The following is a 22,977-nucleotide window of genomic DNA, read 5'->3' as shown; positions in this document are numbered from 1 at the left end:
CAAACCATTAAACCATTTTCTTCAACGACGATCCCCGCACAATCAAATCACTCTGCAATGTAATGGTGGTATCAATCGGGCTTTGGCCTGGGTGCAGCAGGCGGTCGATCATGTTTTTGCCAACGATTTTGCCCATTTCAAAACCTGCGTAGTGGATGGTGGTGAGGCCGGGTTCCACAATCTTGGCTACACTGTCGTTGTTGAAGCCAACGAACGCAATATCCTGCGGAATGCGAATGCCTTTTTCCTTCAGGGTTTGCATGCAGATAGCTGCACAGAAATCATTGGTTACAAAAGCGGCATCCGGCATGGGTTGCATGGCAGCAATGGCATGTGCTGCGTCGATAGAGGCTTGTTCACTCAAGTCATTTTCCATCAGCAGCGACTGATTCCAATTAATGCCTGCTGCTGCCAATGCCCGCTGGTGCCCCTTTAAGCGGTCGGCATATACATTGCGCTTCAGGTTACCCGTTACATGGGCAATGCGCTTACAACCCTGCTGCAGCAAATGTTCTACGGCTTTAAAGCCTGCTTCTTCATTGTCAATCACCACCTTGGTGCCTGCTATGCCTGTTTCTACCCTGTCAAAATAAATCACCGGTATGCCCTTTCTTTCAAAGGGGGTGAAATGTGTAAAATCAGTGGTGTCGTAGGCCAGTGAAGCAATCAGGCCATCTACACGTTTGTGAAAAAGGTTGCGTGCATTGGCTGCTTCCTTGATATAACTTTCCGAGGAGTGGGCAATAATCAAATCGTATTGCGCTGCGGTGGTAACGCTTTCAATACCTGCTATCACAGAGGTGATAAAGTTGCTGTTCAGTTCATGCACCATAATGCCAATGGTATGGGTACGCTGCATGCGCAGGTTGCTGGCAAAATTATTGGCGCGGTAGCCCAATTCAGCCGCCAGTTTAGTAACTTTATCCTTGGTCTTTTTACTGATAGCCGGGTGATCTTTTAATGCCCGGCTTACCGTTGCCGGCGATAGGTCAACGGCTTTGGCAATATCATAAATAGTGATATCTTTTGTTTGCTCCATGTTGCAGTTTGGCAGATTTTAACGGGGTGGGGTGCAATCGGTTACCTCCTTATCAGCTATTAAAAATAGGGAATTTTTTAAAAAAAGTCATGCAATCGGTTGCATCTGTCCCGAAGATGCCTATATTCGGGCAGCCGAATTGCTTGCCCTGTTTTTCCCTTGTTATGGGCAGGCAATAAGGTGTTCACTTTTTTATTGCAAACGATATGCTTTTACTGGGAATAGATCTCGGAACCTCTTCAATTAAAGTGTCGGTAGTAGATGCCGCAACACAGCAATGCATCGCTGCTGCGCAATATCCCGATTATGAAACACCTGTTATTGTGGCAGAACATGGCTGGGCAGAGCAATCACCCGATACCTGGTGGGAGCATGTTCAGCAGGCTATCTTAAAGGCACACGCCACTAAAAAATACAATCCACACGATATTGCCGCCATCGGTATTGCTTACCAGATGCATGGCCTGGTGATCGTAAACAAACAGCAGCAGGTATTGCGCAATGCCATTATCTGGTGCGATAGCCGCGCGGTAACCTATGGCAATGCTGCATTTGATGCATTGGGTGCCGATTACTGCCTGCCGCATTTACTCAATTCCCCCGGTAATTTTACCGCAGCCAAACTGGCCTGGGTAAAAGCCAACGAACCCGCGGTGTACGACCAGGTTGCGCAATTGATGCTGCCGGGCGATTTTATTGCCCTGCGTTTAACAGGCGCAGCCACTACCAGTGCCTCCGCTTTATCAGAAGGCATTTTCTGGGATTTTACAACCAATAGTGTTTCCGGCGAACTGATGCAATATTTCGGGTTCAGCAACAGTATGATTCCCGTACAGAAAAATGTATTTGCCGAACACGGTCTGCTCAGTGCCGATGTGGCTGCTACATTGCAGCTGAAGCCCGGCATACCGGTGGCTTACAAAGCAGGCGATCAGCCTAACAACGCATTGTCGTTAAACGTGCTGCAACCCGGTGAAGTAGCAGCTACCGCAGGCACTTCGGGTGTAATTTATGGTGTAAGCGATGCGTTGACCTACGATCCTTTGTCGCGCGTGAATACGTTTGCGCATGTGAATCATACGGCACAGGCGCAAAGACTGGGCGTGCTGCTTTGCATTAATGGTACAGGCATCCTCAACCGTTGGGTGAGGGACAATTGGAAAACAAGTTATACAGAGATGAACGAACAGGCAGCCGCTATACCTGCAGGCAGCAATGGTTTGCTTGTAATGCCTTTTGGCAACGGCGCAGAACGCATGCTGGAGAACAGGCTGCCGGGCGCGCAGTTCAACAACATTGATTTAAATACACATACACCGGCACACATATTCCGCGCAGCACAGGAAGGCATTGCATTTGCGTTCCGGTACGGGCTGGATATTATGCGTGCCTCGGGCATGAACCCCTCTGTAATACGTGCAGGCAAGGCCAATATGTTTTTAAGCAGTGTATTTACCGAAGCATTTGTAAATGCCACCAATGTGCCGGTAGAGCTGTACAACAGCGATGGCAGTGTTGGTGCAGCCCTGGGTGCAGGTATTGGCGCCGGCATATTTGCCAGTGAAAAGGAAGCATTTGCCATGGCCCAACCGCTCGCGTTGATAGAACCCAATGCACAAGAGGTTTACGGCGATTTATACAATAGCTGGAAAAGCCTGCTGGAAAAGCAATTATAAAAAGAAGTAATAACATCAGTGAACGTATAAAAAATAAAATTATGTCAGTTTTAATTGGTGAAAAAGAATATTTCAAAGGTATAGGCCAGGTAAAATACGAAGGCCCCGATAGTGATAACCCGCTTGCTTTTCGCTGGTACGATGCGAATAAAGTAGTGGTCGGCAAAACCATGAAAGATCACCTGCGTTTTGCCTGTGCTTACTGGCACAGCTTTGTGGGTAATGGCGCAGATCCTTTCGGCGAACCTACACACCTGTATCCCTGGAACAACCATACAGATGCCATACAGCGTGCGAAAGATAAAATGGATGCGGCATTTGAGTTTATTACCAAAATGGGCATGCCTTATTATTGCTTTCATGATGTAGACGTAGTGGATTATACCAACGATATTGCGGAGAATGAAAGAAGGCTGCAGGCGCTGGTTGAATATGCCAAACAAAAACAAACCGCTACCGGCGTTAAGCTGCTGTGGGGTACAGCCAACCTGTTTTCGCACCGCAGGTATATGAATGGCGCTGCCACCAACCCCGATTTTCATGTACTGGCCCATGCAGGCGCACAGGTAAAAGCAGCACTGGATGCTACAATTGCGCTGGATGGAGAAAACTATGTGTTCTGGGGCGGCCGCGAAGGTTATATGAGTTTGCTGAATACCAACATGAAAAAGGAGCAGGAACACCTTGCCCGTTTTCTGCATACCGCAAAAGACTATGCACGCAAACAGGGCTTTAAAGGAACGTTCTTTATTGAACCCAAACCCTGCGAGCCTACCAAACACCAGTATGATTATGATTCAGCAACGGTAATCGGTTTCCTGCGCCAGTTTGATTTGCTGAATGATTTTAAACTGAACATTGAAGTAAACCATGCAACCCTGGCCGGTCATACTTTCCAGCACGAGCTGCAGGTGGCTGCCGATGCAGGTGTACTCGGTTCTATGGATGCCAACCGCGGTGATTACCAGAACGGCTGGGATACAGACCAGTTTCCCAATAACATTGGTGAATTAACCGAAGCCATGCTGGTAATACTCGAAGCCAATGGTTTTGGCGGTGGCGGTATTAATTTTGACGCTAAACGCAGGCGCAATTCAACCGATGATGCAGACCTGTTTTATGCACACATCGGTGGTATGGATAATTTTGCGCGTGCGCTCGTTATCGCCGATAATATCCTGCAACATTCTGAATACAAAAAAATACGTGCAGACCGTTATGCATCGTTCGACAGCGGTAAAGGAAAAGATTTCGAAGCAGGCAAACTGTCGCTCGAAGACCTGCGCAATTTCGCAGCTGAAAATGGTGAGCCTGCAGTGAAAAGCGGCAAACAGGAGTACCTGGAGAATTTACTGAACCGTTATCTCTAGCAACAAGTGTGTTCTATACAAGTTTATTCAAGCGCCGGGTTTCGACCCGGCGTTTTGTTTAGCCGTAACACGTCAGCCGCAAAGGCATCGGGAATCGACAGCCGGGATGATTTCAGCGGGTATTAAATTTTTCATACCGCAAATGAAAAAGGGCTATTCCATACCGGTGAAGTATGGAATAGCCCTGCGGATGCATTAGTTGCAAGTGGTATACTTGATATCGCCTGGGATAACCAGTGTGCCGCTGTTGCAAATCTGGTTGTCGGTATTGTAGGTGGCAAAGGTTTCGTAAAAACGCACGTTTTTATCGGTGTTGCTGCCCAGTTTGTTGTTTTTGATGATCAGGGTTGATTTAACCACGGGGTCTGTACGGCGGGTATCTACCATAATGCTGGCCATGCCCGGTGTAACCTTGCCATTGAGGTTGCCGCTGTTGTCAACGGTGTTGTTTTCAATATCAATTTTGCCTGCGCCCAGTACCAGGATGCCGAGTGCAAAGCTGTGATTGATGCTGTTGTCGTGTACATTGGCGTGTGTGTAACCACCCAGGCTTATGCCGTTACCCTGTGCAGTATTGTATTCAAAGCCGCTGTTGCTAACGGTGTTGCTGTAAATTTCATTCGTGCCCTGGTCAGCGCCTGAAAGCTGGATACCGCTTCTGTTGGTGCTGTCGATGATCATATTGTTTACAGTAATATTGCCAAGACGCAATGGCCGGGGATAAATAACCGAACCGCTGCAATTCACTGCACGTGTGCCATTGGGGTCTGTACTGCCGAGGTACATGCCTTCCTGGGTTACATTGTGAATGCGGCCATCGTGAATATGAATATCTGAAATGGTAAAGTTGGGATACTGCAGGCTGTCAACACAGCTGCCTTCCTGTTTTACCCAGTAGCCATAAGTTTTCCTGGTAATGTCAATGCGTTCTACTTCAATATTGGATGAATGGCCGTGAATGTCAACACCCACGCCGCCTTTCACTGCATCGGAAATCAGGAAACCATATTTGTCGCTTGTACCGCTGCCGGTTAATTTGATGTATTTACAGCTGGAGAATGCAAAACCTGCTGATAAACGGATCTGTGCCGCTTCATTAACAATTACCAGCGGATCGCTTTTGGTGCCATAAAAATTCTCGAACGAACAATAGCTCCAGTCATTTTCTTTTAATACCAGTGTATCACCGGCTTCATAGCTGAAATCTTTACCGTTTGAGTAAAAGCCTTTGTCACCGCCCTGTTTCAGGTAAATACGTTTGTGTTTTACACCGGATGGAGGTGTTACCGGTGTAGAGGGGGTAGATGGTTTACCCGGTGTTGCAGGTGTTTGATCATTAGCTTTCTGGCACGCACACCATGTCACCAATGACGCCATGGCTCCAATTACAATAGTTCTTTTCATGAGATGGAATAAATCAATAAATGGTTTAAAACGGATGTATACGTATGGTTTTTTAAGGTTGGGAGGGCTCATGCGCAGGGGAGTTTTGGCTTGGTTGTCGAATGCGCACCTAAAAACAAAAAGCATACCGCTGGTATAAGAAATATTTATCGGGAAAGATATTTCTTTAATTACGTATATAAAACCGCCTTAACAATCACAATAAATGATTGAATTTAAAATGTCAAAATCTGCTGTTTTTTTTATTTAGCGCGTTTTTCTGCGATATAGCCATTGTAAGAAATAGACTGCCTGGAGGTGCTGGTTACCTGTAGCGATGCATACCCGTCGGAAGAAATACGCAGGTTCATCTGCTGTACGGCGTTGTAGTCTTTCGGTATTATCGTTACATCCCAGCCACCTTTCTTCTTTGGTGTGAGGGTGTAGGTGAAGTTCACTGAAGTAAACTGTATGCCGTTGTCGGACGAGTTGTAACCGGCAGAATAAGCCCTGCCGAAGTAAGGCAGGTAACTAACCAATGTATCTTTTGTAATGGAGAGATCATAATCGCTGGTCAGTGTTCTTGAGCGCCCGCTCATCGGGAGCATGGTCTGGGCTTTAAAAACATATCGCTGGTTGTTTACCAGTTGTTGTACACGGGCTATCCTGGCTTCTTTCTTAGACTGGCTATTCTGTGCAGATACTACGGAAAAACTGCAGGTGGCGGTTACCATCAGTAACGCGTAAACAGCACGTAAGCTACTCATACACTGTGTTTTGATAAATTTACATCATTAACCGCTTTTTTAAAAGCTTTTGCATTTTATGCAGGCGGATTTCCTGACCTTTACGCCGCTTTTAACAAAATACCTTTCATTTAAAACAGTCACCCGGCGATGCATCGTATAGTTATTCCCTTTTTAACGGCCATGTTGTTTTTCGTGTCAGCAGCCCGTGCGCAACAGGTAAATTATGCTTTCAGTGTGGTACCGCTGGGCGTAAAAGGCGGTATGGATGAAAGTAATCTTTCGGCATACATGCTGGCACCTGCAGGCAGTAACAATTATGTATGTCTTGATGCTGGTACGCTGCGCGCCGGTATTGATAAGGCGGTGCAGGCCGGTGTGTTTACGGTACCCACGGGCAATGTACTGCGTCAATATATTAAGGGATACCTTATTTCACATGGTCACCTGGATCATCTTGCCGGTATGATCATCAATTCTCCGGATGATACGGCCAAAAATATATATGGCATGCGTTATTGCCTGGATATATTAAAGGACAAATACTTTACCTGGACAAGCTGGGCCAATTTTGCCAATGAAGGTGAAAAACCGGCTATCGGCAAATACCATTATGTTACGCTGGAAGAAGGTGAAGAACAGCCGCTGGCAAACACGGATATGCTGGTGCAGGCTTTTCCTTTAAGCCATGTAAACCCTTACCAGAGCACGGCCTTCCTGGTGCGTAAAGACAGCAACTATATTTTATACCTTGGGGATACCGGTGCAGATTCAGCAGAGAACAGCGACAAGCTGCAACTGCTCTGGAATAAAGTAGCACCGCTGGTAGCTGATGGCCGGTTAAAGGCCATCATGATTGAAGTCTCTTTCCCCGACGAACAGCCGGTAAAACAATTGTTCGGTCATCTTACACCAAGATTGCTGATGCAGGAATTAAGCAGGCTGCAGGCCATTGCAGGCACATCCCTGCGCAATTTCCCGGTTGTGATTACACACATTAAACCATCGGGTGCGCAGGAAACAGCCATTCACAATGAATTGCAACAGCAGAATGCAACAGGTGTTAAACTGGTATTCCCGAAACAAGGCACCAGGCTCCGTTTTTAATTACTGTTATACTTTGGGCAGCTGGTAACCGTTGTGGTAAGGTTTCAGCAGGTATTCCTTATTTACTGCATCGTCTGTAAACTGGCCTGCGCCTGTATCCCAGGTTAGTTTTTTGCCGGTGCGGTAAGCGATATTGCCCATTTGTGCCATGGTGGCGATATGCGCGCCATCCTGTATGCTGCAATGCAGGTTTGCCGCTTTGCGTGAGCGTACAGCTGCAATAAAGTTTTCCCAGTGTTTGTTCAAACCATTGTCTGCCGGTGTTACCAGTGGCTTGCTTACTTTCTGTTTGCTGTTCTTTTCTTCAATTACTTCCCAGCCGCCGCGGTTCAGTATCAGCGTGCCATTGTTGCCGATATAGGCAATGCCGTGATCGCGGTTGTACGAGCCATTGTCGATACCCATGGCCGAATCCCACACCACGTTAAAGCCATCAAATTCGTAAAGGGTGGTTAAGGTGTCCGGTGTTTCTTCTGCCAGTTCAGGATAGGCAAACCGGCCGCCCAATGCTGCTACTGATTTGGGCGTGGTAGCTTTCATGCCAATGAGTGCATAATCGAGCAGGTGTACCCCCCAGTCGGTCATTAAGCCGCCCGCATAATCCCAGAACCAGCGAAAATGAAAATGGAAACGGCTGGCGTTGAAAGGCCGTGTAGGTGCAGGGCCCAGCCATTGTTTGTAGTCCACGCCGGGAGGTGGTGCACTGTCTGGCCGTACCGGTTCAGGATGCATCCATCCCTGGTAACACCATACCTTAACGGTACGTATATTACCGAGCTGGCCGCTTTGCACAAAGCTCACTGCATCCCTGAAATGCTGCTGGCTGCGCTGCCACTGGCCTGCCTGTACAATGCGGTTGTAACGTTGCTGTGCTGCCACCATGGTGCGGCATTCTATAATGGAATTGCCAACCGGCTTTTCCACGTATACATCTTTACCTGCTTCGCAGGCATGTATCATCATTAATGCATGCCAGTGGTCGGGCACGCCGATAATGACGGCATCTATGTCTTTACGGTCAAGCACTGCGCGGTAATCTTTGTATGTTTTCACCTGTGCAGCATCCACATTTAGTGCAGGCAGTTCGCCCATGCGTTTGGCCAGTACGGCATCATCAATATCACACAGGGCAACCAGCTGTACACCCGGTTGTTTCAGCGCTGCGGTTACATTGGCCCAGCCCATGCCATTGATGCCGATGGCACCGATGCGAATGGTATCTGAAGGCATCAACCGGTTGTTGAAAACAGCAAAGGCAGGCTGACTGATAACTGAAGCGGCCATACCACTGGCCAGCAGGGTAGTGCCTTGTTGTAAAAAACGTCTGCGTGAAGACATGGCAATAATTTAGATTAAACAAGCAATAACGGAAAATACGAAACAATCGTGAAATCATCGGGAATCGAGACATCGACAGTCGGGATGAACTAAACGGGTGCTTTTCGTCAGTCGTGCGTGGAAGATGCAACGAGAATCGACGATCGGGACTACCGTAGCGGGGGCGATTTGTACGCTTTACCCGCCGCCGCAGGCGGATGATGAACCAGGCAGGCTATCCGCTATTTGCTTAACGCTATCCGCTGTTTTTCTATCTTTACTTTTCAAGCAACATGCATGCAACAGGAATTTGCAAAATACCATGTGCCACATGAAGCAGCAGGACTGGAATGTTTTGAAGGGGCTTTTACCCAACAATGCTTTCCCTGGCATTATCATGAAACCTACACCGTGGTAATGGTGCATGCAGGTGCAGCGGTGTATGATTTTAACCGGCTGCAGCTGCAGGTAAATGCAGGTGAAGTGCTCGTGGTAAATCCCCTGGAGCCGCATTGCAATTATGCAGCAGCCGAACCGGGGTGGACGTACAGCGTGTTCTTTTTACCTGTTCATGCTTTTGCACATACTAACTGTGCCGTTCCTTTGTTTAACCGCTCTGTTGTTTGTACACCGCAGGCATATACTGAATTAGCGAAACTGCATACGCAACTGAAACATACCGCAGATGCAACGCTTGTGCAAACAGGCATGCAGCAGGTAGCAGATTGCCTGTTGCAATTTGCAGCTTATACAAAAGGAAACCAGCACAGCGATGAACGTTTGCTGCCGGCGCTTAGCCTTATGGAAAAAGAGCTGTACCGCAAACTATCCATAAACGAACTGGCCGCCTCCTGTTTTATGAGTGTATCGCATTTTCAGCGTGTATTTAAAAAATGCATGGGTTTAACTGTACATGCTTTTCTGCATATGAAGCGTATGGATGCAGGACGCAGGTTATTAAACCAGCGCCTGGAAATAGCGGCCGCTGCACAGGAAGCGGGCTTTTTTGATCAGAGCCATTTTCATCATTCCTTTAAAAAAATGTGGGGACTAACCCCGGGCAGCTACCTGGCAGAATAGCATTATTTTACAAAGCAGCATGCCGGTTGCAGGATAATTTTGCACAAAAACAAATATGCATACACACCAGTATACCGCAGGCATTGAATGGACAGGCAACCAGGGCTCCGGCACCTCTGGTTACAAGGCTTACAGCCGCAACCACACCATACAGGTGCCCGGCAAACCGGAAATTCCCGGCTCATCTGATCCCGCTTTCCTGGGTGACAAAACCAGGTATAATCCCGAAGAAATGTTGCTGATTTCGTTGTCTGCCTGCCATATGCTTTGGTACCTGCACGAATGTGCAGTAGCAGGGGTTGTGGTTACTGCCTATACCGATGCAGCCACCGGCACCATGCAGGAGGATGCCAATGGCAGCGGGCGTTTTACGGGCGTAATACTGCACCCGAAAGTGACGGTGGCAGAAGGGCATATGACGGAAAAAGCCTTACAACTGCATGAAGTGGCCCACCACAAATGTTTTATTGCCAATTCGGTGAACTTCCCGGTAAGTCATGAAGCGGTAATAATTTGAAATGTACTAAGGTGAGAGCGGATAGAAACGGGCGCTTGTCACATTGGATATGGATCGGGATAGTGGTGGGTACTACACGAGCGGTGTTTGCCTTATCTTTGCGGCGATGGATATTAAGTGTACGGACAGGGAACTGTTTCTTTTTAAAAAAATTGCGACGGCGAGCCAGGAGTTGGGGGTAGCCAGCTACCTGATTGGAGGTTTTGTGCGTGATAAAATCATTGGCCGCCCTACAAAAGATGCAGATATTGTTTGCCTGGGCGATGGCATTGAGCTGGCCCATGCAGTGGCCAACCGCTTTAACCCCGTGCCCACAGTCGCTTTTTTCAAAACTTTTGGTACCGCTCAAATCAAATTGTCCGACCTGGAAGTGGAGTTTGTAGGCGCGCGCAAAGAAAGCTACAGCCGCGACAGCCGCAAACCCGAGGTAGCACCCGGTTCACTGGAAGATGACCAGAACCGCCGCGATTTTACCATCAACGCGCTGGCAATCAGTTTGAACAGGGAAAATTACGGTACCCTTATCGATCCATTCAACGGCTTGGGGGATATTGAGGCGAAAATTATACAAACCCCGCTGGCGCCCGACCAAACTTTCAGCGACGACCCGCTGCGCATGATGCGGGCCATCCGTTTTGCCACGCAACTCAACTTTACCATTGCAGAAGCCACGTTTACCTCTATCTGCAACAATGCGCAGCGTATTAAAATAGTATCGCAGGAACGCATTACTGATGAACTGAACAAAATAATGCTCAGCCCAAAACCATCTCTGGGCTGGGATTTGTTGTATAAAAGCGGCCTGCTGCAAATCATTTTCCCGCAAATGGTGGATTTGCAGGGGGCTGAGTATATTGACGGGATGGGGCATAAAGACAATTTTTACCATACCCTGCAGGTAATTGACAATGTGGCCGAACACAGTAACGACCTGTGGTTGCGCTGGGCTGCACTGCTGCACGATATCGGTAAGCCGCCAACGAAACGTTTCGAGGAAGGCCATGGGTGGACTTTCCATGGCCATGAAGTGGTGGGGGGCAGGATGGTACCGAAAATATTCAGCCGGCTGAAACTGCCCATGAATGAGAAAATGCGTTTTGTGCAGAAACTGGTCGAGTTGCATTTGCGGCCTATCAGTTTAACAAAAGAGAACATCACCGACAGCGCCATTCGCCGCCTGCTGTTTGATGCGGGCGAAGACATAGAAGCGCTGATGATATTGTGCAAGGCTGATATTACCAGCAAGAATAAATACAAAGTGCGCCGCTTTCTGCAGAATTACGAACTGGTAGCAGCAAGGCTGGAGCAGGTGGAAGAGAGCGACCGCATACGCAACTGGCAACCGCCGATAACAGGCGAGATTATTATGCAGACCTTTGGATTAACACCCGGCAAACAGGTGGGAATTATCAAAGATGCGATCAGGGAGGCGATACTCGATGGGGTAATTGCCAACAACTATGAGGCAGCGCATGCGTACATGGTAGAACAGGCTGCCGCACTCAACCTTAAACCGTTACAATAACCGGCGGGTGAACGGTATATTTTTTTTTTCGACTGTTATCCATATTTTAGAGCAATAATTGATCAGAAACTAATGGCCGTACTAAAGTTCAGAGTGTATTTTGAAGAAGACGATGCTGTTTATCGTGATATTTCGATCCTGCATACGCAGAACTTCATGGAGCTGCATTTCGCAATCCTGAAGGCGTATGAGTTTGACAACAAACATGCAGCAACCTTTTACCGCAGCAACGACAGCTGGCAGCGTGGCCGTGAAATAAGCATACAAAAATACGATAAGCCTTACCGCGCCGAACCCCTGCTGATGGTGGATACCATGATTGGCAGTGAAATCATTGATCCCAACCAGAAATTTGTGTACGTGTATGATTTTGTACGCAACTGGACTTTCCTGGTAGAGCTGATCAATGTTTCAAAAGATGTAAGCACGCGCATTACTTACCCCGCTATTATCCGTGTAGAAGGCATCGGGCCGCAGCAATACGGCACCAAAAGCCTGCTGGGCGATAAATTTGTAGACATCGAAGAGAAATACGACCTCAACAAGGGCGCCGAAGGTTTTGGTACCGAGGGCGACAGCGATAGTGATGATGAGAGTGACGATGATGGCATGGATGAGGAACTGGGAGAAGACCATGAGGAATAGTCACCAGCTGGTTCTATAACTGGATGGTTGTATGGTTTATACAATTCACGATTGACATAATTGAATAGAGCAGGCAGTTTTTATTGCCTGCTTTTTTATTTTGCGGTGAGGGCTGCGGTAGTTACTACGAGGGCGTCTTCTGCCAGCCCGCAGGCTGCATCGGGCACGCGGCAGTTTTCACCAATGGCCTTACGCAGGTAAAAACTGGCAAAAGTGGCTGCTATTGCTGCTGCGCCGCCAATCAGGGCGCCGGTGAATGCTTTTTGGCCTGCGGCTGTGTATAAAGTGGCGCCTGCTATACCGCCGGCAACGGCGCGGCCTGCCAGGCCCGGGGCATCGGTGCGGTTGGGTATGCCGGGTATTTTGTCGCCGCACATTTCGCCTGCGGCCAGTGCAGTAAAGGCAATGGCGGTCCTGGACGAACAGAAAAAGTGTACCAGCTTGCTGTTGGGATCTTTTTTACCCTTCATGGCATAACAAAGGGCGGCAGGGGCCGAAAATGCGCGCATGCCTGCAATAATGCCCATTGCCAGGGCTTTGGCCAGTGGTGGTTTCATATGAATGGTTTATGTATGAAGTGAAAAAAACATGCCAGTGCAGCATACCCGGTTGGCACCGTACTTGCCGGGGTTGTAAAAAACGATTCGCCATGATAATTTGTGAAAACCTGCCTGCAAACTTTGATATCCTGTACAATGAAGCAATGGTAAAAGTAGAATCGAAATGTGATACAGACCAGATGCGGTTTGTGGTGCATTTGCCCGAGGGAGAGAAGGAAATATACCTGATTGCCGATCATCTTAAAAATGAATCCTGGCACGAAGCCTACAAAGGCGAAACACCCATGGCCGAAACATTGGGCAAACTGATTGAACGTTATAACAATTCATTATAAACGCCATTCGCAAATGCGTGCGTTGAAATTGAAATATTATATATCCTGGAAATTATTGTGCTGCCTGCCGTTGAACAAACGGGGAGCCCAGTTGCGCCAGCCTGTGCTGCGGGCCATTTTGTACTGCTGGATGGCATCCAGTATCTGCTGTTTAAACTGCCTGTATTCCTGCAACAGGGAAGGTTTTACAATATAGGCTGCAATATTGGGTGCAGCGGCTTCTGTTTTATAATAACTGGGCATAGTGCCAGACATCAATACAAAGGGTACCTGCTCAAAAGCGGGAATGTGTTTGCATTTTTCGCTCATTTCCCAGCCTGTGCTTCCCGGCAGGCGTATATCGCATAAAATACCGTCGGGCAGGGTGCGCTGGTGGTTCAGTATATCGGCTAACTCATCGAAGTTTTCCGCAAAACCCACAATATCAATTTCCCCGGTTTCTTCCAATGCACCGCTGATAAACAAACGGTCATCAATATCATCTTCTACTACAACTATTTTAATCGGCATGCTTGCTGGTATTGTTACACAATTCTTTCCTTTCTGGATACAAACAATAGTCCACAATTTTATCAATGTAAACCAGGCTTCGTATGTGGCAATTTTCCCCAATTCAGGCGATTTCTGCTGTAGTAAAACAACAACGGGGCGCCTTTCAGCACCCCGTGTCCCTTGAATCATCTCCTGTCTGTCGTATTTGTCCGGCCGATGCTGATTACCAATACTGGTAGCCCATTAATCTCGCCAGTTCAATCTTAGCCATACACAGCTGGTATTGGTACTGCAGCTGTGTTAATAAAGCCCGCTGAAAGTTGGCGCTTGCATTGGTGAGGTCCAGGTTGGTGCCTGCACCGTTCAAAAAGCGGCTGGCCGCAATTTGTTCTGCTGCGCGTGTTTGTTCTATCTGGGTGTATGTATGTTCAATGCTCTGTTCGTTGGTGTGAATATCGGTGAGGGCCTGCATAATGTCTTTATGCGTGGTGTTGTTCAGTGTTTCAACGGCCAGCTGGTTTTGCCTTACAATATTCTGCGCCAGTTTTACCTGCTTGTTCTTTTTACCGCCATTGTAAATAGGAATGTTCAGGCTGATGCCTGCCGCATAATTGAAGCGGATATTGTTTACTTCAGGCACGTACCCGTTTTTCCAGCCGCTGCTGGCGTTCAGGTTAATGGTGGGTTTATCGCCCAGTTTGGCCACGTTTACATCACTTTCGGCCTGTTTAATTTTATCATTGGCCAGGGTAAATTCCAGGTTCTGTGTTTGCGCCTGTGTAAGGGCTGCGGCTGCATCGCGCTGTGCAATATCGAAGTCAAATGCGCTGCCGCTGCTCTGTTGTATGCCGGTGGTATAACTTAACAGGTTAAACTGTTTCTGCAGCTGGTTTTGCAGGGTTATTTTGGTGTTCTGCTCTGCATCAATGTTGGCCTGTATGTTCAGCAGGTCAATTTTAATGGCATCACCGTTTTTCAGCTTGCTTTCTACCACGCGTTTGTTCTCGTTTAAAAAGTTCAGCACGCTGTCCTGTATGCTGATGGCTTTCTGGAAATAAACCAGGTTGTAGTAAATGTTCGATACCTGGTATGCCAGCTGTGTGCGTGCATAGGCTACATTGTCTTTTGCATACTGCAGATCGGTCTTTGCTTTCTCTACATTCATTTTAATGCGGCCGAAATCAACCAGCTGGTAACTGGCGTTTACGCTTGCATCTACGTTATGCACCGGTGCAAACTGGAAATCTTCCAGCTCGCCATTGGGGCCGATGGGGAAGGGCAGTACGATTTTCGGTTTTACATAATTGTAACCGGCATCTGCAGTGATTTCAGGCACACGTATACCTGCAATATCAACCTTCTGCGATGCAGTGGTGACGCTGTTTTCAGCTTCCTTCAGTTTGGGGAAATAACCGAACGACTGGTTAATCAGTCCTTTCAGTTCGCTGTTCACCTGTACCTGCGCAAAGCCGGCATGTGCGAGTAAAACAGCGGTGGAGAGTATCAGTAACTTTTTCATTGTTTATCTTTTCTAATAATCAAAACCTGTGTACCTGCTGCCAGGCGTAACGGGTATTAATGCGCCTCGGCCATGGCTTCTTTTTCGGCTGCCAGTTCTGCCTTGCTTTTTTTCTTCACCTTTAACAGGAATACAAAGGGCAATGCTGCGATAAAGAAAATCGCGATAAGCCTGAATGTATCCATGTAAGCCAGGTAGTATGATTGTGTTTCTATTTTAGCATCGATAATACCATAGGCCTGGTGGGTGGCAGTTACGAGGTCGCCAGTTTTGGCGGCCAAGCCTTTGGAAAGCGTGTTCACCTGGTCTATCAGTTTGGTTGAATTAGCGGGAACAGCGCCTACCAGGTCGTTACGGTGCTGGAAGTATTGCTGGCGTACATAAATGTTGGCGAGTGCAATGCCTACGGCACCACCCAGCTGCCGCAGCATGTTGTTGAGCGCAATACCCGAACCGTAATCCTTTGGCTGCAAGCCTGCTACTGCCTGGTTGGTCAGCGGCAGCATCATGCACGAAATACCGATAGAGCGTATACAAAGCGGGATGAAGAAATCCCATTTGCCTACATCGGGACTTACCAGTGAAGACTGGTACTGGTACAAACCAAACATGAGAAAGCCGATGACCACAAACGGAATGGGCGATACGCCTTTGGCCAATATTTTACCCATCACCGGCATTAATACAATGGTGATTAAACTTGGTGGAAGCAGCGATACGCCTGTTTCGTAGGCCGTAAAGCCCAGTACTCTTTGTGCCAGCAGCGGGTATACAAACACCGAAGTATTTAACCCGATACCTGCGATGAAGGTGAAGGTGGCCGTGGTAGCAAGGTTGCGGTTACCCAATACACTTATTTTTACAGCCGGGTTCTTCTGCTTCAGCTCCCACAGTATAAACAGGATAACGCCCACTACGGCAATGGCACTGCAGATGCGGATATTGGTACTGGCAAACCAGTCTTCTGTTTCACCGCGTTCCAGTACATACTGCAAACACCCGATGCCGGCCATGAGCAGTAAGATGCCTGTATAATCGATGTGTACATTCTTCCTGTTTTTACCCTCGTTCGGTTTTTTAGGCACGTAGGCGTAAGCCAGGATAGTGGCGATAATACCGATGGGAATGTTGATGAGGAAGATGGAAGGCCAGCTGGAGTGCTCGATGAGGTAACCACCCAATGTGGGCCCCAGCGTTGGGCCAAGTACCACACCCATACCAAACAAACCGGATGCAATGGGGCGCTCTTCGGGTTCAAATGCATCGAACAAAATGCCCTGCGATGTACTCAGCAACGCACCGCCGCCCAAACCCTGCATAAAGCGCCAGATAATAATTTCAACCAGCCCTGTTGACTGTGCACACATGTACGAGGTCACTGTAAACAAGATCATGGAGGCTATGTAATAATTTTTTCGTCCAAATAACTCAGCCATAAACCCGGTAAGCGGGATGATGATTACGTTGGCAATGCCGTAAGACGTAATCACCCAGCTGATATCATCAATGCTAACCCCCAGTCCGCCGGCCATGTCACTGATCGCCACGTTCACAATCGACGTGTCAATCAGTTCCATGATAGCCGCAGTAACCGTGGTAACCACGATGATTGCTCTAGCAAATCCTTTAACTGACATATCTTTAGTTTATCGGTACATTCACGTCCACGCTTAAACCTGCGCGCAGTATGCGGCGGTATTGTTCTATATCCTTGATCGCAATCTTAACGGGTACACGCTGGGTTACTTTTACAAAATTGCCGCTGGCGTTATCGGGAGGTAATAAAGAGAATCTTGCTCCTGTTGCTTCACTAAGGCTGGTAATGGTACCGGCAATAGGCTGACCGGGGTAAGCATCCAGTTCCATATCTACTTCCATGCCTTCATGAAATTTCTTGATCTGTGTTTCCTTGAAGTTAGCTACCACCCAGTAGGTAGTATCGTTTACAATAGAAAACAGGGGAGTGCCTGCCTGTACAAACTGGCCTGCGGTAATGTTTCTTTTGCCTATTTTACCGGCAGCAGGCGCATAAATTTTAGAGTAGGATATTTTGAGCTTCTGCTGTTCAATGGTTGCTTTTTTCGCATCCAGTGCGGCTTCTGCCTTGGTGATGCTGGCTTTGATAACAGAGATGCGGCTTTCGGCGCTGCCAAGCCCGGTTTGGCTGTTGCTTACTTCCTGTTGTGCCTTTTCGTACGCAAAACGGCTGTCATCGAGTTGTTTTTTGGTGATCGCCTGGTCTGCAAACAGGTTTTTGTTACGGTTGTAATCTTCCAGCGCCTGTTGTGCTTTTACCTTATTAAGGTCAATATCGCCGTGGTTAACACCCAGTGAAACCATGGTGCTGTTGAGCGATGCTTTTGCGTTGGCAATGTCTGCTTCAGAAGCTTTAACGTCTGCTTCCATCTGCAGCAATTGTGTTTGCAGTTCGTCGGTGTCCAGCTCAACCAGCAACTGGCCGGCTTTTACACTGTCGTAGTCATTCACTGCAATGGTTTTTACATAGCCCGATACCCTGGGTAATACAGGGGTTAACTGTGTTTCAACCTGCGCATTGTCTGTTGATTCGTGGGCCAGTGCGAAGGAAATTTTCTTGAATCCGTAGAAGCCGCCTGCAATAACCAGAACAGCGATCACTGCCAGTCTAACCGGTGATTTCTTTTTCTTTGCTTCGTGTTGATGATGTTGATTCGCTTCCATAACGCGTATTTGTATGTGTGTACTTTTTATTTGATCAAATTGGTTTGCACCATGGCACGCAGGTGCGCTTTTACACGGTGCCTGAACTGTTCATCTTCATATGGTATGTAAGCGTCGTCGCGGTTTAACATGCGGTTGCAGAACCTGCGGGAAGAAACGAGGTAGTTCACGGTGCCGAAGAAAGTGGCCACCAGCAGGTCTACATCTGCGTCTTTAAAATCCCCTTTCTGAATGCCCTCCCTGATCAGGTTTTTCACGGCCAGGCTGTTGGGAGCGAGGCTGCTCACGATCATATCCTGGAGGTGTGTGCGTTTGCTGAGCATCAGCTCCTGGTGAATTACGCGGTGAAAATGACGGTTGGCAAACAGTCTTTCCACGTGCATATACAGCAGCTGTTCCAGCTTATCCCGGTGACTGAGCAGGACGTTGTTCAATATTTCATCTATCGAAGAGCGGATAGTATGGGCCTTGTGCAAAATGATCTGTTCAAACAGCTTTTCCTTCGACCCGAAATAGTAGTTAATCATAGCCAGGTTAACGCCGGCAGACTGGGCTATTTCACGGATAGAGCTGCCTTCAAAACCTTTTATGGCAAAAAGCTCGATGGCTGCATCTATAATGATCTCCCGCTTATCCGTATGCATGGTGAAATAGATTGATGACGTCGCAAAGTTAAACAAACGTTTGAATCAATCAAATGATTGTTTGATTAATTTGGCTAGCTAAAAGGGCGGATTATGTCAATTGATTGATTTTTAATTTCTTATTTGGAAAGATTTTTTTTCAACCTGCGGACAGAAAGGGTGCCAGTTGAACAATTGTGCGCTATGGCAAGCGTACGCTACCTACAGGGAAAGCTTACCCGGCCGGTCGAGGTGGCCTGACGATGTTGGTGTGGCTGGTGCCGGGAAGGATAAATGCCGCAATGTTGCTATTTTGCATTTAACTGTACACCCATGCCTACAAAGCCGATGACTGAAGCCAATACCGAAGAAAAAATCAAACGCGCCGCCCGGCGCATATTTATAGAAAAGGGATATGCGGCCACCCGCACCCGGGATATTGCCGGTGAGGCCAATATCAACCTGTCGATGCTGAATTACTATTTCCGCAGCAAGGAAAACCTGTTTGAAACGGTGATGGTGGAGAGTTTTGCGAGTTTTATTGCCGGCCTGAAGGAGAACCTCGACGATCGCGCCACTTCGCTGGAAGATAAGATTACTGCTTTTGCGAGCAATTATATTGACCTGATGCTGGAAGAACCGGGTTTGTACCTTTTCCTGGTGAATGAAATACGGCATAACCCCTCGCTGCTGCACCGGTTAAGTTTGAGCCAGGCCATTAAACAAACCTATTTTATGCAGCAGCTGACCGAAGCCATGGCCCGCAACCCGCTGTATGCACACATGGAGCCAACACAATTTATCCTGAACGTATACGCACTCACCATTTTCCCATTTGCCACGAACTATATTTTCCTGGTGCAGGGAGAAGAAAAGGTGAGCTTTCACAACCAGGTGCTCGAACGCAAGGCATGGATTGCGCGCTGGGTGAAGGCGATGCTGGAGATGGGTGAGGGAAGTTTGAATGTTTGATTGTTTGAAAGTTTAATGTTTAACGTTGAGGCTTGAACTTCAATAGTTCAATGGTTCAATAGTTCAATTGTTCAATTGTTCAATGTGTAAAGTTGAGCCTTGAACTTTTGAACGTATGAACTTTTTTGAACCTGGCTCTCCAGGGGTTCAGATGTTCAATTGTTCAATGTGTAAAGTTGAGGCTTGAACTTTTGAACGTATGAACTTTTTTGAACCTGGCTCTCCAGGGGTTCAAATGTTCAAATGTTCAATGTGTAAAGTTGAGCCTTGAACTTTTGAACGTATGAACTTTTTTGAACCTGGCTCTCCAGGGGTTCAAATGTTCAATTGTTCAATGTGTAAAGTTGAGCCTTGAACTTTTGAACGTATGAACTTTTTTGAACCTGGCTCTCCAGGGATTCAGATGTTCAATTGTTCAGTGTGTAAAGTTGAGCCTTGAACTTTTGAACGTATGAACTTTTTTGAACCTGGCTCTCCAGGGGTTCAGATGTTCAATTGTTCAATGTGTAAAGTTGGGGTTTGAACTTTTGAACGCATGAACTTTTTGAACTTTGGCTCTCCTGGTGATTGCGCTGTTTGTGCTGGGCTAGCACATTCTTTGCGTGGTAATGGACATGAGTTTAACCAGGTATCATCAGAAACGCAGTTTTAAGGCTACGCCGGAGCCGAAGGGGCGTGTGAACAGGCAGGAAACGGGATTGCGGTTTGTGATTCAGCAACATGCTGCCTCGCACCTGCATTATGATTTCAGGCTGGAGATGGAAGGTGTGCTGAAAAGCTGGGCTGTACCTAAAGGGCCGTCGACAGACCCTGATGTAAAAAGACTGGCTATGATGGTGGAAGACCATCCTTACGACTACCGTGATTTTGAAGGCGTAATACCGGAAGGCAATTACGGTGCAGGTACGGTGATTGTGTGGGATGAAGGCACTTATGAGCCTACACCTGATAAAAAGACCGGCACCAAAAAAGCGCAGGAAAAACTATTGCTGCAGGAGCTGAATGCAGGCAGACTAAAATTTGTACTGCATGGTCATAAACTGAAAGGCAGCTTTGCCCTGGTGAAGTCTGGCGGCAGGGGCGAAAATGCCTGGCTGCTGATGAAGCTGCAGGATAAGTATGCGACAACGGATGATATAACCCTTAAAGATAAATCGGTACTGAGCGGTAAAAATCTTGCCGGAGTGGCAAAGTCACCACAACACCTGTGGACAAGCAACCGCAAAAAAGCGGCTTCTCCCAAACAAGTGGCAAATACAGTAATGAAAGCAGCCACGCAGCCGGCTGTAACTGCCTTAAAAAAGAAAGCGCCTCACAATACTGCTGCTGCAATTACAGCCTTACTCAAAAAAGGAACCCGCACTGCTTTCCCGGAACAAATAAAGCCCATGCTGGCCACACGGGTAGACCAGCCATTTGACCATGCAGACTGGCTGTATGAAATAAAGTGGGATGGGTACCGCGCTGTGGCTTATGTGCGCAAGGGCAAGGTACAGCTGCTGTCGCGCAATAACCTGTCGTTTACAGAGAAATTCGCGCCTGTTACTGCATCCCTCAAATCTTTTCCCGGCGACGTAGTGCTGGATGGTGAAATTGTAGCAGTGAACAATACCGGTAATCCTGATTTCCAGGCTTTGCAGGGCTACCTGAAACATGGTGCAAAGGCGCATTTGCTGTACCAGGTGTTTGATGTGCTTTGGTACAACGGCAGGGATTATACACAGCTGCCTTTGCTCGAACGAAAGGAAATATTGCGATCCCTGTTGCCGGAAGAAGATGCGGTAATTCGTTTCAGCGATCATATAACGGGTGAGGGTAAAGCCTTTTTTAAAGCAGCATTGGAGAAAGGACTGGAAGGTGTGATGGCCAAAGATGGCAATAGTACTTATGATATCGGTGCGCGCAGCAGTAGCTGGCTGAAGGTAAAGAATGAACAATTTACAGAAGCCATCATTTGCGGGTTTACCAAACCCCGCAATAGCCGCAAACATTTTGGTGCAGTGGTGCTGGGAAAATATGCAGGCAACAAGCTGGTGTACATAGGTCACAGCGGATCGGGTATCAATGATAAAGACCTTGCTTACCTGTACCAGTTGTTTCAGCCATTGATTACAAACAAACCTCCTTTAGCAAAGGTACCTAAAACCAATATGCCGGTTACCTGGCTTAAGCCCAAACTGGTATGCGAAGTAAAATACACGGAGTGGACAGCTGATAAAAGTCTGCGCCACCCCATTTTTATGGGCCTGCGTGAAGACAAGACTGCCCGCACTGAAAAAAACGAAAAACTATTACATGTGAAAACAAAGAAAACCACCAACGCTGCTGCACCAACGGCAGCAGCGAAGAAGTCTGCCTCTGTTAAAAGCAGCAGCACCAAAGCAGCGCCTGTAACACGTACTGCATCCCGAAAGGCGGCTGCTATGCCGCAGATGATTGCAGCCAGCAACAAGGAAACAGTGCTGAAAGTAAACAAACATGAGCTGGCAGTAAAACACCTGGATAAATTGTACTGGCCGAAAGATGGCATTACCAAGCGGGACATGCTGAACTACTATGGCGCTGTGATGCCTTATATGCTGCCTTACATGAAAAACAGGCCGCAATCGCTGAACCGTACACCGGATGGCATTGAAGGCCCCAGCTTTTACCAGAAAGATGTAACGGGCAAGGTGCCTGACTGGATTACTACATTCCCTTATGTGAGTGAATCGGATGGCCTGGAAAAACAGTTCCTGGTATGTACCGATGAAGCCAGCCTGTTGTACATTGCCACCCTGGGCTGTATTGAAATGAATCCATGGCACAGCCGTGTGCAAAAGCCGGATAACCCCGACTGGTGCGTGATTGACCTTGACCCGGATGACAACAATACGTATGACCAGGTGGTTGCTGCGGCACTGGCGGTAAAGGCGGTGCTGGATGATTTTAATATCACGGCTTATCCCAAAACATCCGGTGCATCGGGTATGCATATTTATATTCCGCTGGGTGCAAGGTATAGTTATGATCAATCCAGGATGCTGGCACAATTGATTGTTACACTAACGCATGACCGCATACCGGATTTTACGAGCCTCGAAAGAAGTCCGGCCAAACGCAAGGGCAAACTCTATCTCGATTACCTGCAGAACCGCACCATTCAAACTATTGCAGCGCCTTACTCCCTGCGGCCCAAACCGGGCGCTACGGTGAGTACACCGCTTGACTGGCTGGAAGTGAAGAAGGGACTACTGCCTTCAAAATTTACGATACGCAATACGCTTGCGCGCATTAATAGTGTAGGCGATTTGTTTAAACCTGTGCTGGGCAAAGGCATACAACTGGCGAAGTTGCTGCAGCAGATGAAAGCGGCATCGTGAGCCGTGAGT

General features: G+C 47.7%; 20 protein-coding genes. 10 read left to right on the top strand and 10 right to left on the bottom strand.

Going from position 1 to position 22,977, the window contains the following annotated elements; translation table 11 throughout:
* Positions 1–7: 7 nt before the first annotated feature.
* Positions 8–1,039, bottom strand: coding sequence for a LacI family DNA-binding transcriptional regulator (locus tag DXN05_RS20820; RefSeq protein WP_116849228.1), 1,032 nt, complete (start codon positions 1,037–1,039; stop codon positions 8–10).
* Positions 1,040–1,245: 206 nt separating this feature from the next.
* Here DXN05_RS20820 and DXN05_RS20815 point away from each other — a divergent pair, with 206 nt between their 5' ends.
* Positions 1,246–2,715 carry a xylulokinase gene (locus DXN05_RS20815; protein WP_116849227.1) on the top strand — a complete coding sequence of 490 codons (1,470 nt, stop codon included), beginning with the start codon at positions 1,246–1,248 and terminating at the stop codon, positions 2,713–2,715.
* A 41-nt stretch (positions 2,716–2,756) separates the two neighbouring features.
* On the top strand, positions 2,757–4,085 hold the full coding sequence (xylA, locus tag DXN05_RS20810) for a xylose isomerase (RefSeq protein ID WP_116849226.1): 1,329 nt from the start codon (positions 2,757–2,759) through the stop codon (positions 4,083–4,085).
* 195 nt (positions 4,086–4,280) lie between these two features.
* Here the strand turns inward: xylA and DXN05_RS20805 are convergent, their stop codons facing one another.
* Both DXN05_RS20805 and DXN05_RS20800 read right to left on the bottom strand, forming a co-directional pair.
* Positions 4,281–5,561 (bottom strand): right-handed parallel beta-helix repeat-containing protein, encoded by a 1,281-nt coding sequence (locus tag DXN05_RS20805; RefSeq protein WP_158559378.1) that lies wholly within the window; start codon positions 5,559–5,561, stop codon positions 4,281–4,283.
* Between the two features lie 170 nt (positions 5,562–5,731).
* A complete protein-coding gene (locus DXN05_RS20800; protein ID WP_116849224.1) occupies positions 5,732–6,235 on the bottom strand; it encodes a DUF4251 domain-containing protein in 504 nt (167 codons plus the stop codon).
* Positions 6,236–6,364: 129 nt separating this feature from the next.
* Here DXN05_RS20800 and DXN05_RS20795 point away from each other — a divergent pair, with 129 nt between their 5' ends.
* Complete coding sequence (locus tag DXN05_RS20795; protein ID WP_116849223.1) at positions 6,365–7,321, top strand: MBL fold metallo-hydrolase; 957 nt, start codon at positions 6,365–6,367, stop codon at positions 7,319–7,321.
* 6 nt (positions 7,322–7,327) lie between these two features.
* On the opposite strand, the gene DXN05_RS20790 is transcribed toward DXN05_RS20795, so the two are convergent.
* Positions 7,328–8,659 (bottom strand): Gfo/Idh/MocA family protein, encoded by a 1,332-nt coding sequence (locus DXN05_RS20790; protein ID WP_116849222.1) that lies wholly within the window; start codon positions 8,657–8,659, stop codon positions 7,328–7,330.
* 276 nt (positions 8,660–8,935) lie between these two features.
* Between DXN05_RS20790 and DXN05_RS20785 the strand changes: the two genes are divergently transcribed.
* The 4 genes from DXN05_RS20785 (at position 8,936) to DXN05_RS20770 (ending at position 12,405) form a co-directional block, all read left to right on the top strand.
* Positions 8,936–9,718: a helix-turn-helix transcriptional regulator gene (locus DXN05_RS20785; protein WP_116849221.1), complete on the top strand. Its 783-nt coding sequence runs from the start codon at positions 8,936–8,938 to the stop codon at positions 9,716–9,718.
* A gap of 55 nt (positions 9,719–9,773) precedes the next feature.
* Positions 9,774–10,235 (top strand): OsmC family protein, encoded by a 462-nt coding sequence (locus tag DXN05_RS20780; RefSeq protein WP_116849220.1) that lies wholly within the window; start codon positions 9,774–9,776, stop codon positions 10,233–10,235.
* A gap of 106 nt (positions 10,236–10,341) precedes the next feature.
* Positions 10,342–11,760, top strand: a complete 1,419-nt coding sequence (locus DXN05_RS20775) for a CCA tRNA nucleotidyltransferase (protein WP_116849219.1) — start codon at positions 10,342–10,344, stop codon at positions 11,758–11,760.
* Positions 11,761–11,832: 72 nt separating this feature from the next.
* Positions 11,833–12,405, top strand: a complete 573-nt coding sequence (locus DXN05_RS20770; protein WP_116849218.1) for an IS1096 element passenger TnpR family protein — start codon at positions 11,833–11,835, stop codon at positions 12,403–12,405.
* Positions 12,406–12,500: 95 nt separating this feature from the next.
* Here the strand turns inward: DXN05_RS20770 and DXN05_RS20765 are convergent, their stop codons facing one another.
* On the bottom strand, positions 12,501–12,962 hold the full coding sequence (locus DXN05_RS20765) for a DUF4126 family protein (protein WP_116849217.1): 462 nt from the start codon (positions 12,960–12,962) through the stop codon (positions 12,501–12,503).
* Between the two features lie 92 nt (positions 12,963–13,054).
* On the opposite strand from DXN05_RS20765, the gene DXN05_RS20760 reads away from it, so the two are divergent.
* Positions 13,055–13,300, top strand: a complete 246-nt coding sequence (locus tag DXN05_RS20760) for a hypothetical protein (protein WP_116849216.1) — start codon at positions 13,055–13,057, stop codon at positions 13,298–13,300.
* Between the two features lie 36 nt (positions 13,301–13,336).
* On the opposite strand, the gene DXN05_RS20755 is transcribed toward DXN05_RS20760, so the two are convergent.
* The 5 genes from DXN05_RS20755 to DXN05_RS20735 all read right to left on the bottom strand — a co-directional run bounded on the left by DXN05_RS20755 (position 13,337) and on the right by DXN05_RS20735 (position 18,655).
* Positions 13,337–13,810, bottom strand: coding sequence for a response regulator (locus DXN05_RS20755; protein ID WP_158559377.1), 474 nt, complete (start codon positions 13,808–13,810; stop codon positions 13,337–13,339).
* Positions 13,811–14,015: 205 nt separating this feature from the next.
* Entirely contained in the window at positions 14,016–15,311 is a 1,296-nt protein-coding gene (locus tag DXN05_RS20750) for a TolC family protein (RefSeq protein ID WP_116849214.1), read from the bottom strand.
* 56 nt (positions 15,312–15,367) lie between these two features.
* Positions 15,368–16,948: a DHA2 family efflux MFS transporter permease subunit gene (locus tag DXN05_RS20745; protein WP_116849213.1), complete on the bottom strand. Its 1,581-nt coding sequence runs from the start codon at positions 16,946–16,948 to the stop codon at positions 15,368–15,370.
* A 4-nt stretch (positions 16,949–16,952) separates the two neighbouring features.
* Positions 16,953–18,011: an HlyD family secretion protein gene (locus tag DXN05_RS20740; protein WP_116849212.1), complete on the bottom strand. Its 1,059-nt coding sequence runs from the start codon at positions 18,009–18,011 to the stop codon at positions 16,953–16,955.
* A 26-nt stretch (positions 18,012–18,037) separates the two neighbouring features.
* Entirely contained in the window at positions 18,038–18,655 is a 618-nt protein-coding gene (locus DXN05_RS20735; RefSeq protein ID WP_116849211.1) for a TetR/AcrR family transcriptional regulator, read from the bottom strand.
* Positions 18,656–18,967: 312 nt separating this feature from the next.
* Here DXN05_RS20735 and DXN05_RS20730 point away from each other — a divergent pair, with 312 nt between their 5' ends.
* Entirely contained in the window at positions 18,968–19,606 is a 639-nt protein-coding gene (locus tag DXN05_RS20730; RefSeq protein WP_158559375.1) for a TetR/AcrR family transcriptional regulator, read from the top strand.
* A gap of 608 nt (positions 19,607–20,214) precedes the next feature.
* On the top strand, positions 20,215–22,968 hold the full coding sequence (gene ligD / locus DXN05_RS20725) for a DNA ligase D (RefSeq protein WP_245975265.1): 2,754 nt from the start codon (positions 20,215–20,217) through the stop codon (positions 22,966–22,968).
* The last annotated feature ends 9 nt before the right edge of the window (positions 22,969–22,977 follow it).

The organism is Deminuibacter soli (assembly GCF_003412455.1).
GTDB classification, from domain to species: Bacteria; Bacteroidota; Bacteroidia; order Chitinophagales; family Chitinophagaceae; genus Deminuibacter; species Deminuibacter soli.
The sequence above is the reverse complement of the archived record's forward strand: the minus strand, read 5'-3'. Positions and strand labels throughout refer to the sequence as shown.

Coding starts and splice junctions, on each gene's coding strand:
- DXN05_RS20750 (WP_116849214.1), bottom strand. CDS start 15,311: ATGAAAAAGTTACTGATACTCTCCACCGCTGTTTTACTCGCACATGCC.
- DXN05_RS20795 (WP_116849223.1), top strand. CDS start 6,365: ATGCATCGTATAGTTATTCCCTTTTTAACGGCCATGTTGTTTTTCGTG.
- DXN05_RS20775 (WP_116849219.1), top strand. CDS start 10,342: ATGGATATTAAGTGTACGGACAGGGAACTGTTTCTTTTTAAAAAAATT.
- DXN05_RS20815 (WP_116849227.1), top strand. CDS start 1,246: ATGCTTTTACTGGGAATAGATCTCGGAACCTCTTCAATTAAAGTGTCG.
- ligD (WP_245975265.1), top strand. CDS start 20,215: ATGGACATGAGTTTAACCAGGTATCATCAGAAACGCAGTTTTAAGGCT.
- DXN05_RS20820 (WP_116849228.1), bottom strand. CDS start 1,039: ATGGAGCAAACAAAAGATATCACTATTTATGATATTGCCAAAGCCGTT.
- xylA (WP_116849226.1), top strand. CDS start 2,757: ATGTCAGTTTTAATTGGTGAAAAAGAATATTTCAAAGGTATAGGCCAG.
- DXN05_RS20755 (WP_158559377.1), bottom strand. CDS start 13,810: ATGCCGATTAAAATAGTTGTAGTAGAAGATGATATTGATGACCGTTTG.
- DXN05_RS20740 (WP_116849212.1), bottom strand. CDS start 18,011: ATGGAAGCGAATCAACATCATCAACACGAAGCAAAGAAAAAGAAATCA.
- DXN05_RS20765 (WP_116849217.1), bottom strand. CDS start 12,962: ATGAAACCACCACTGGCCAAAGCCCTGGCAATGGGCATTATTGCAGGC.
- DXN05_RS20730 (WP_158559375.1), top strand. CDS start 18,968: ATGCCTACAAAGCCGATGACTGAAGCCAATACCGAAGAAAAAATCAAA.
- DXN05_RS20800 (WP_116849224.1), bottom strand. CDS start 6,235: ATGAGTAGCTTACGTGCTGTTTACGCGTTACTGATGGTAACCGCCACC.
- DXN05_RS20735 (WP_116849211.1), bottom strand. CDS start 18,655: ATGCATACGGATAAGCGGGAGATCATTATAGATGCAGCCATCGAGCTT.
- DXN05_RS20790 (WP_116849222.1), bottom strand. CDS start 8,659: ATGTCTTCACGCAGACGTTTTTTACAACAAGGCACTACCCTGCTGGCC.
- DXN05_RS20780 (WP_116849220.1), top strand. CDS start 9,774: ATGCATACACACCAGTATACCGCAGGCATTGAATGGACAGGCAACCAG.
- DXN05_RS20785 (WP_116849221.1), top strand. CDS start 8,936: ATGCAACAGGAATTTGCAAAATACCATGTGCCACATGAAGCAGCAGGA.
- DXN05_RS20745 (WP_116849213.1), bottom strand. CDS start 16,948: ATGTCAGTTAAAGGATTTGCTAGAGCAATCATCGTGGTTACCACGGTT.
- DXN05_RS20770 (WP_116849218.1), top strand. CDS start 11,833: ATGGCCGTACTAAAGTTCAGAGTGTATTTTGAAGAAGACGATGCTGTT.
- DXN05_RS20760 (WP_116849216.1), top strand. CDS start 13,055: ATGATAATTTGTGAAAACCTGCCTGCAAACTTTGATATCCTGTACAAT.
- DXN05_RS20805 (WP_158559378.1), bottom strand. CDS start 5,561: ATGAGCCCTCCCAACCTTAAAAAACCATACGTATACATCCGTTTTAAA.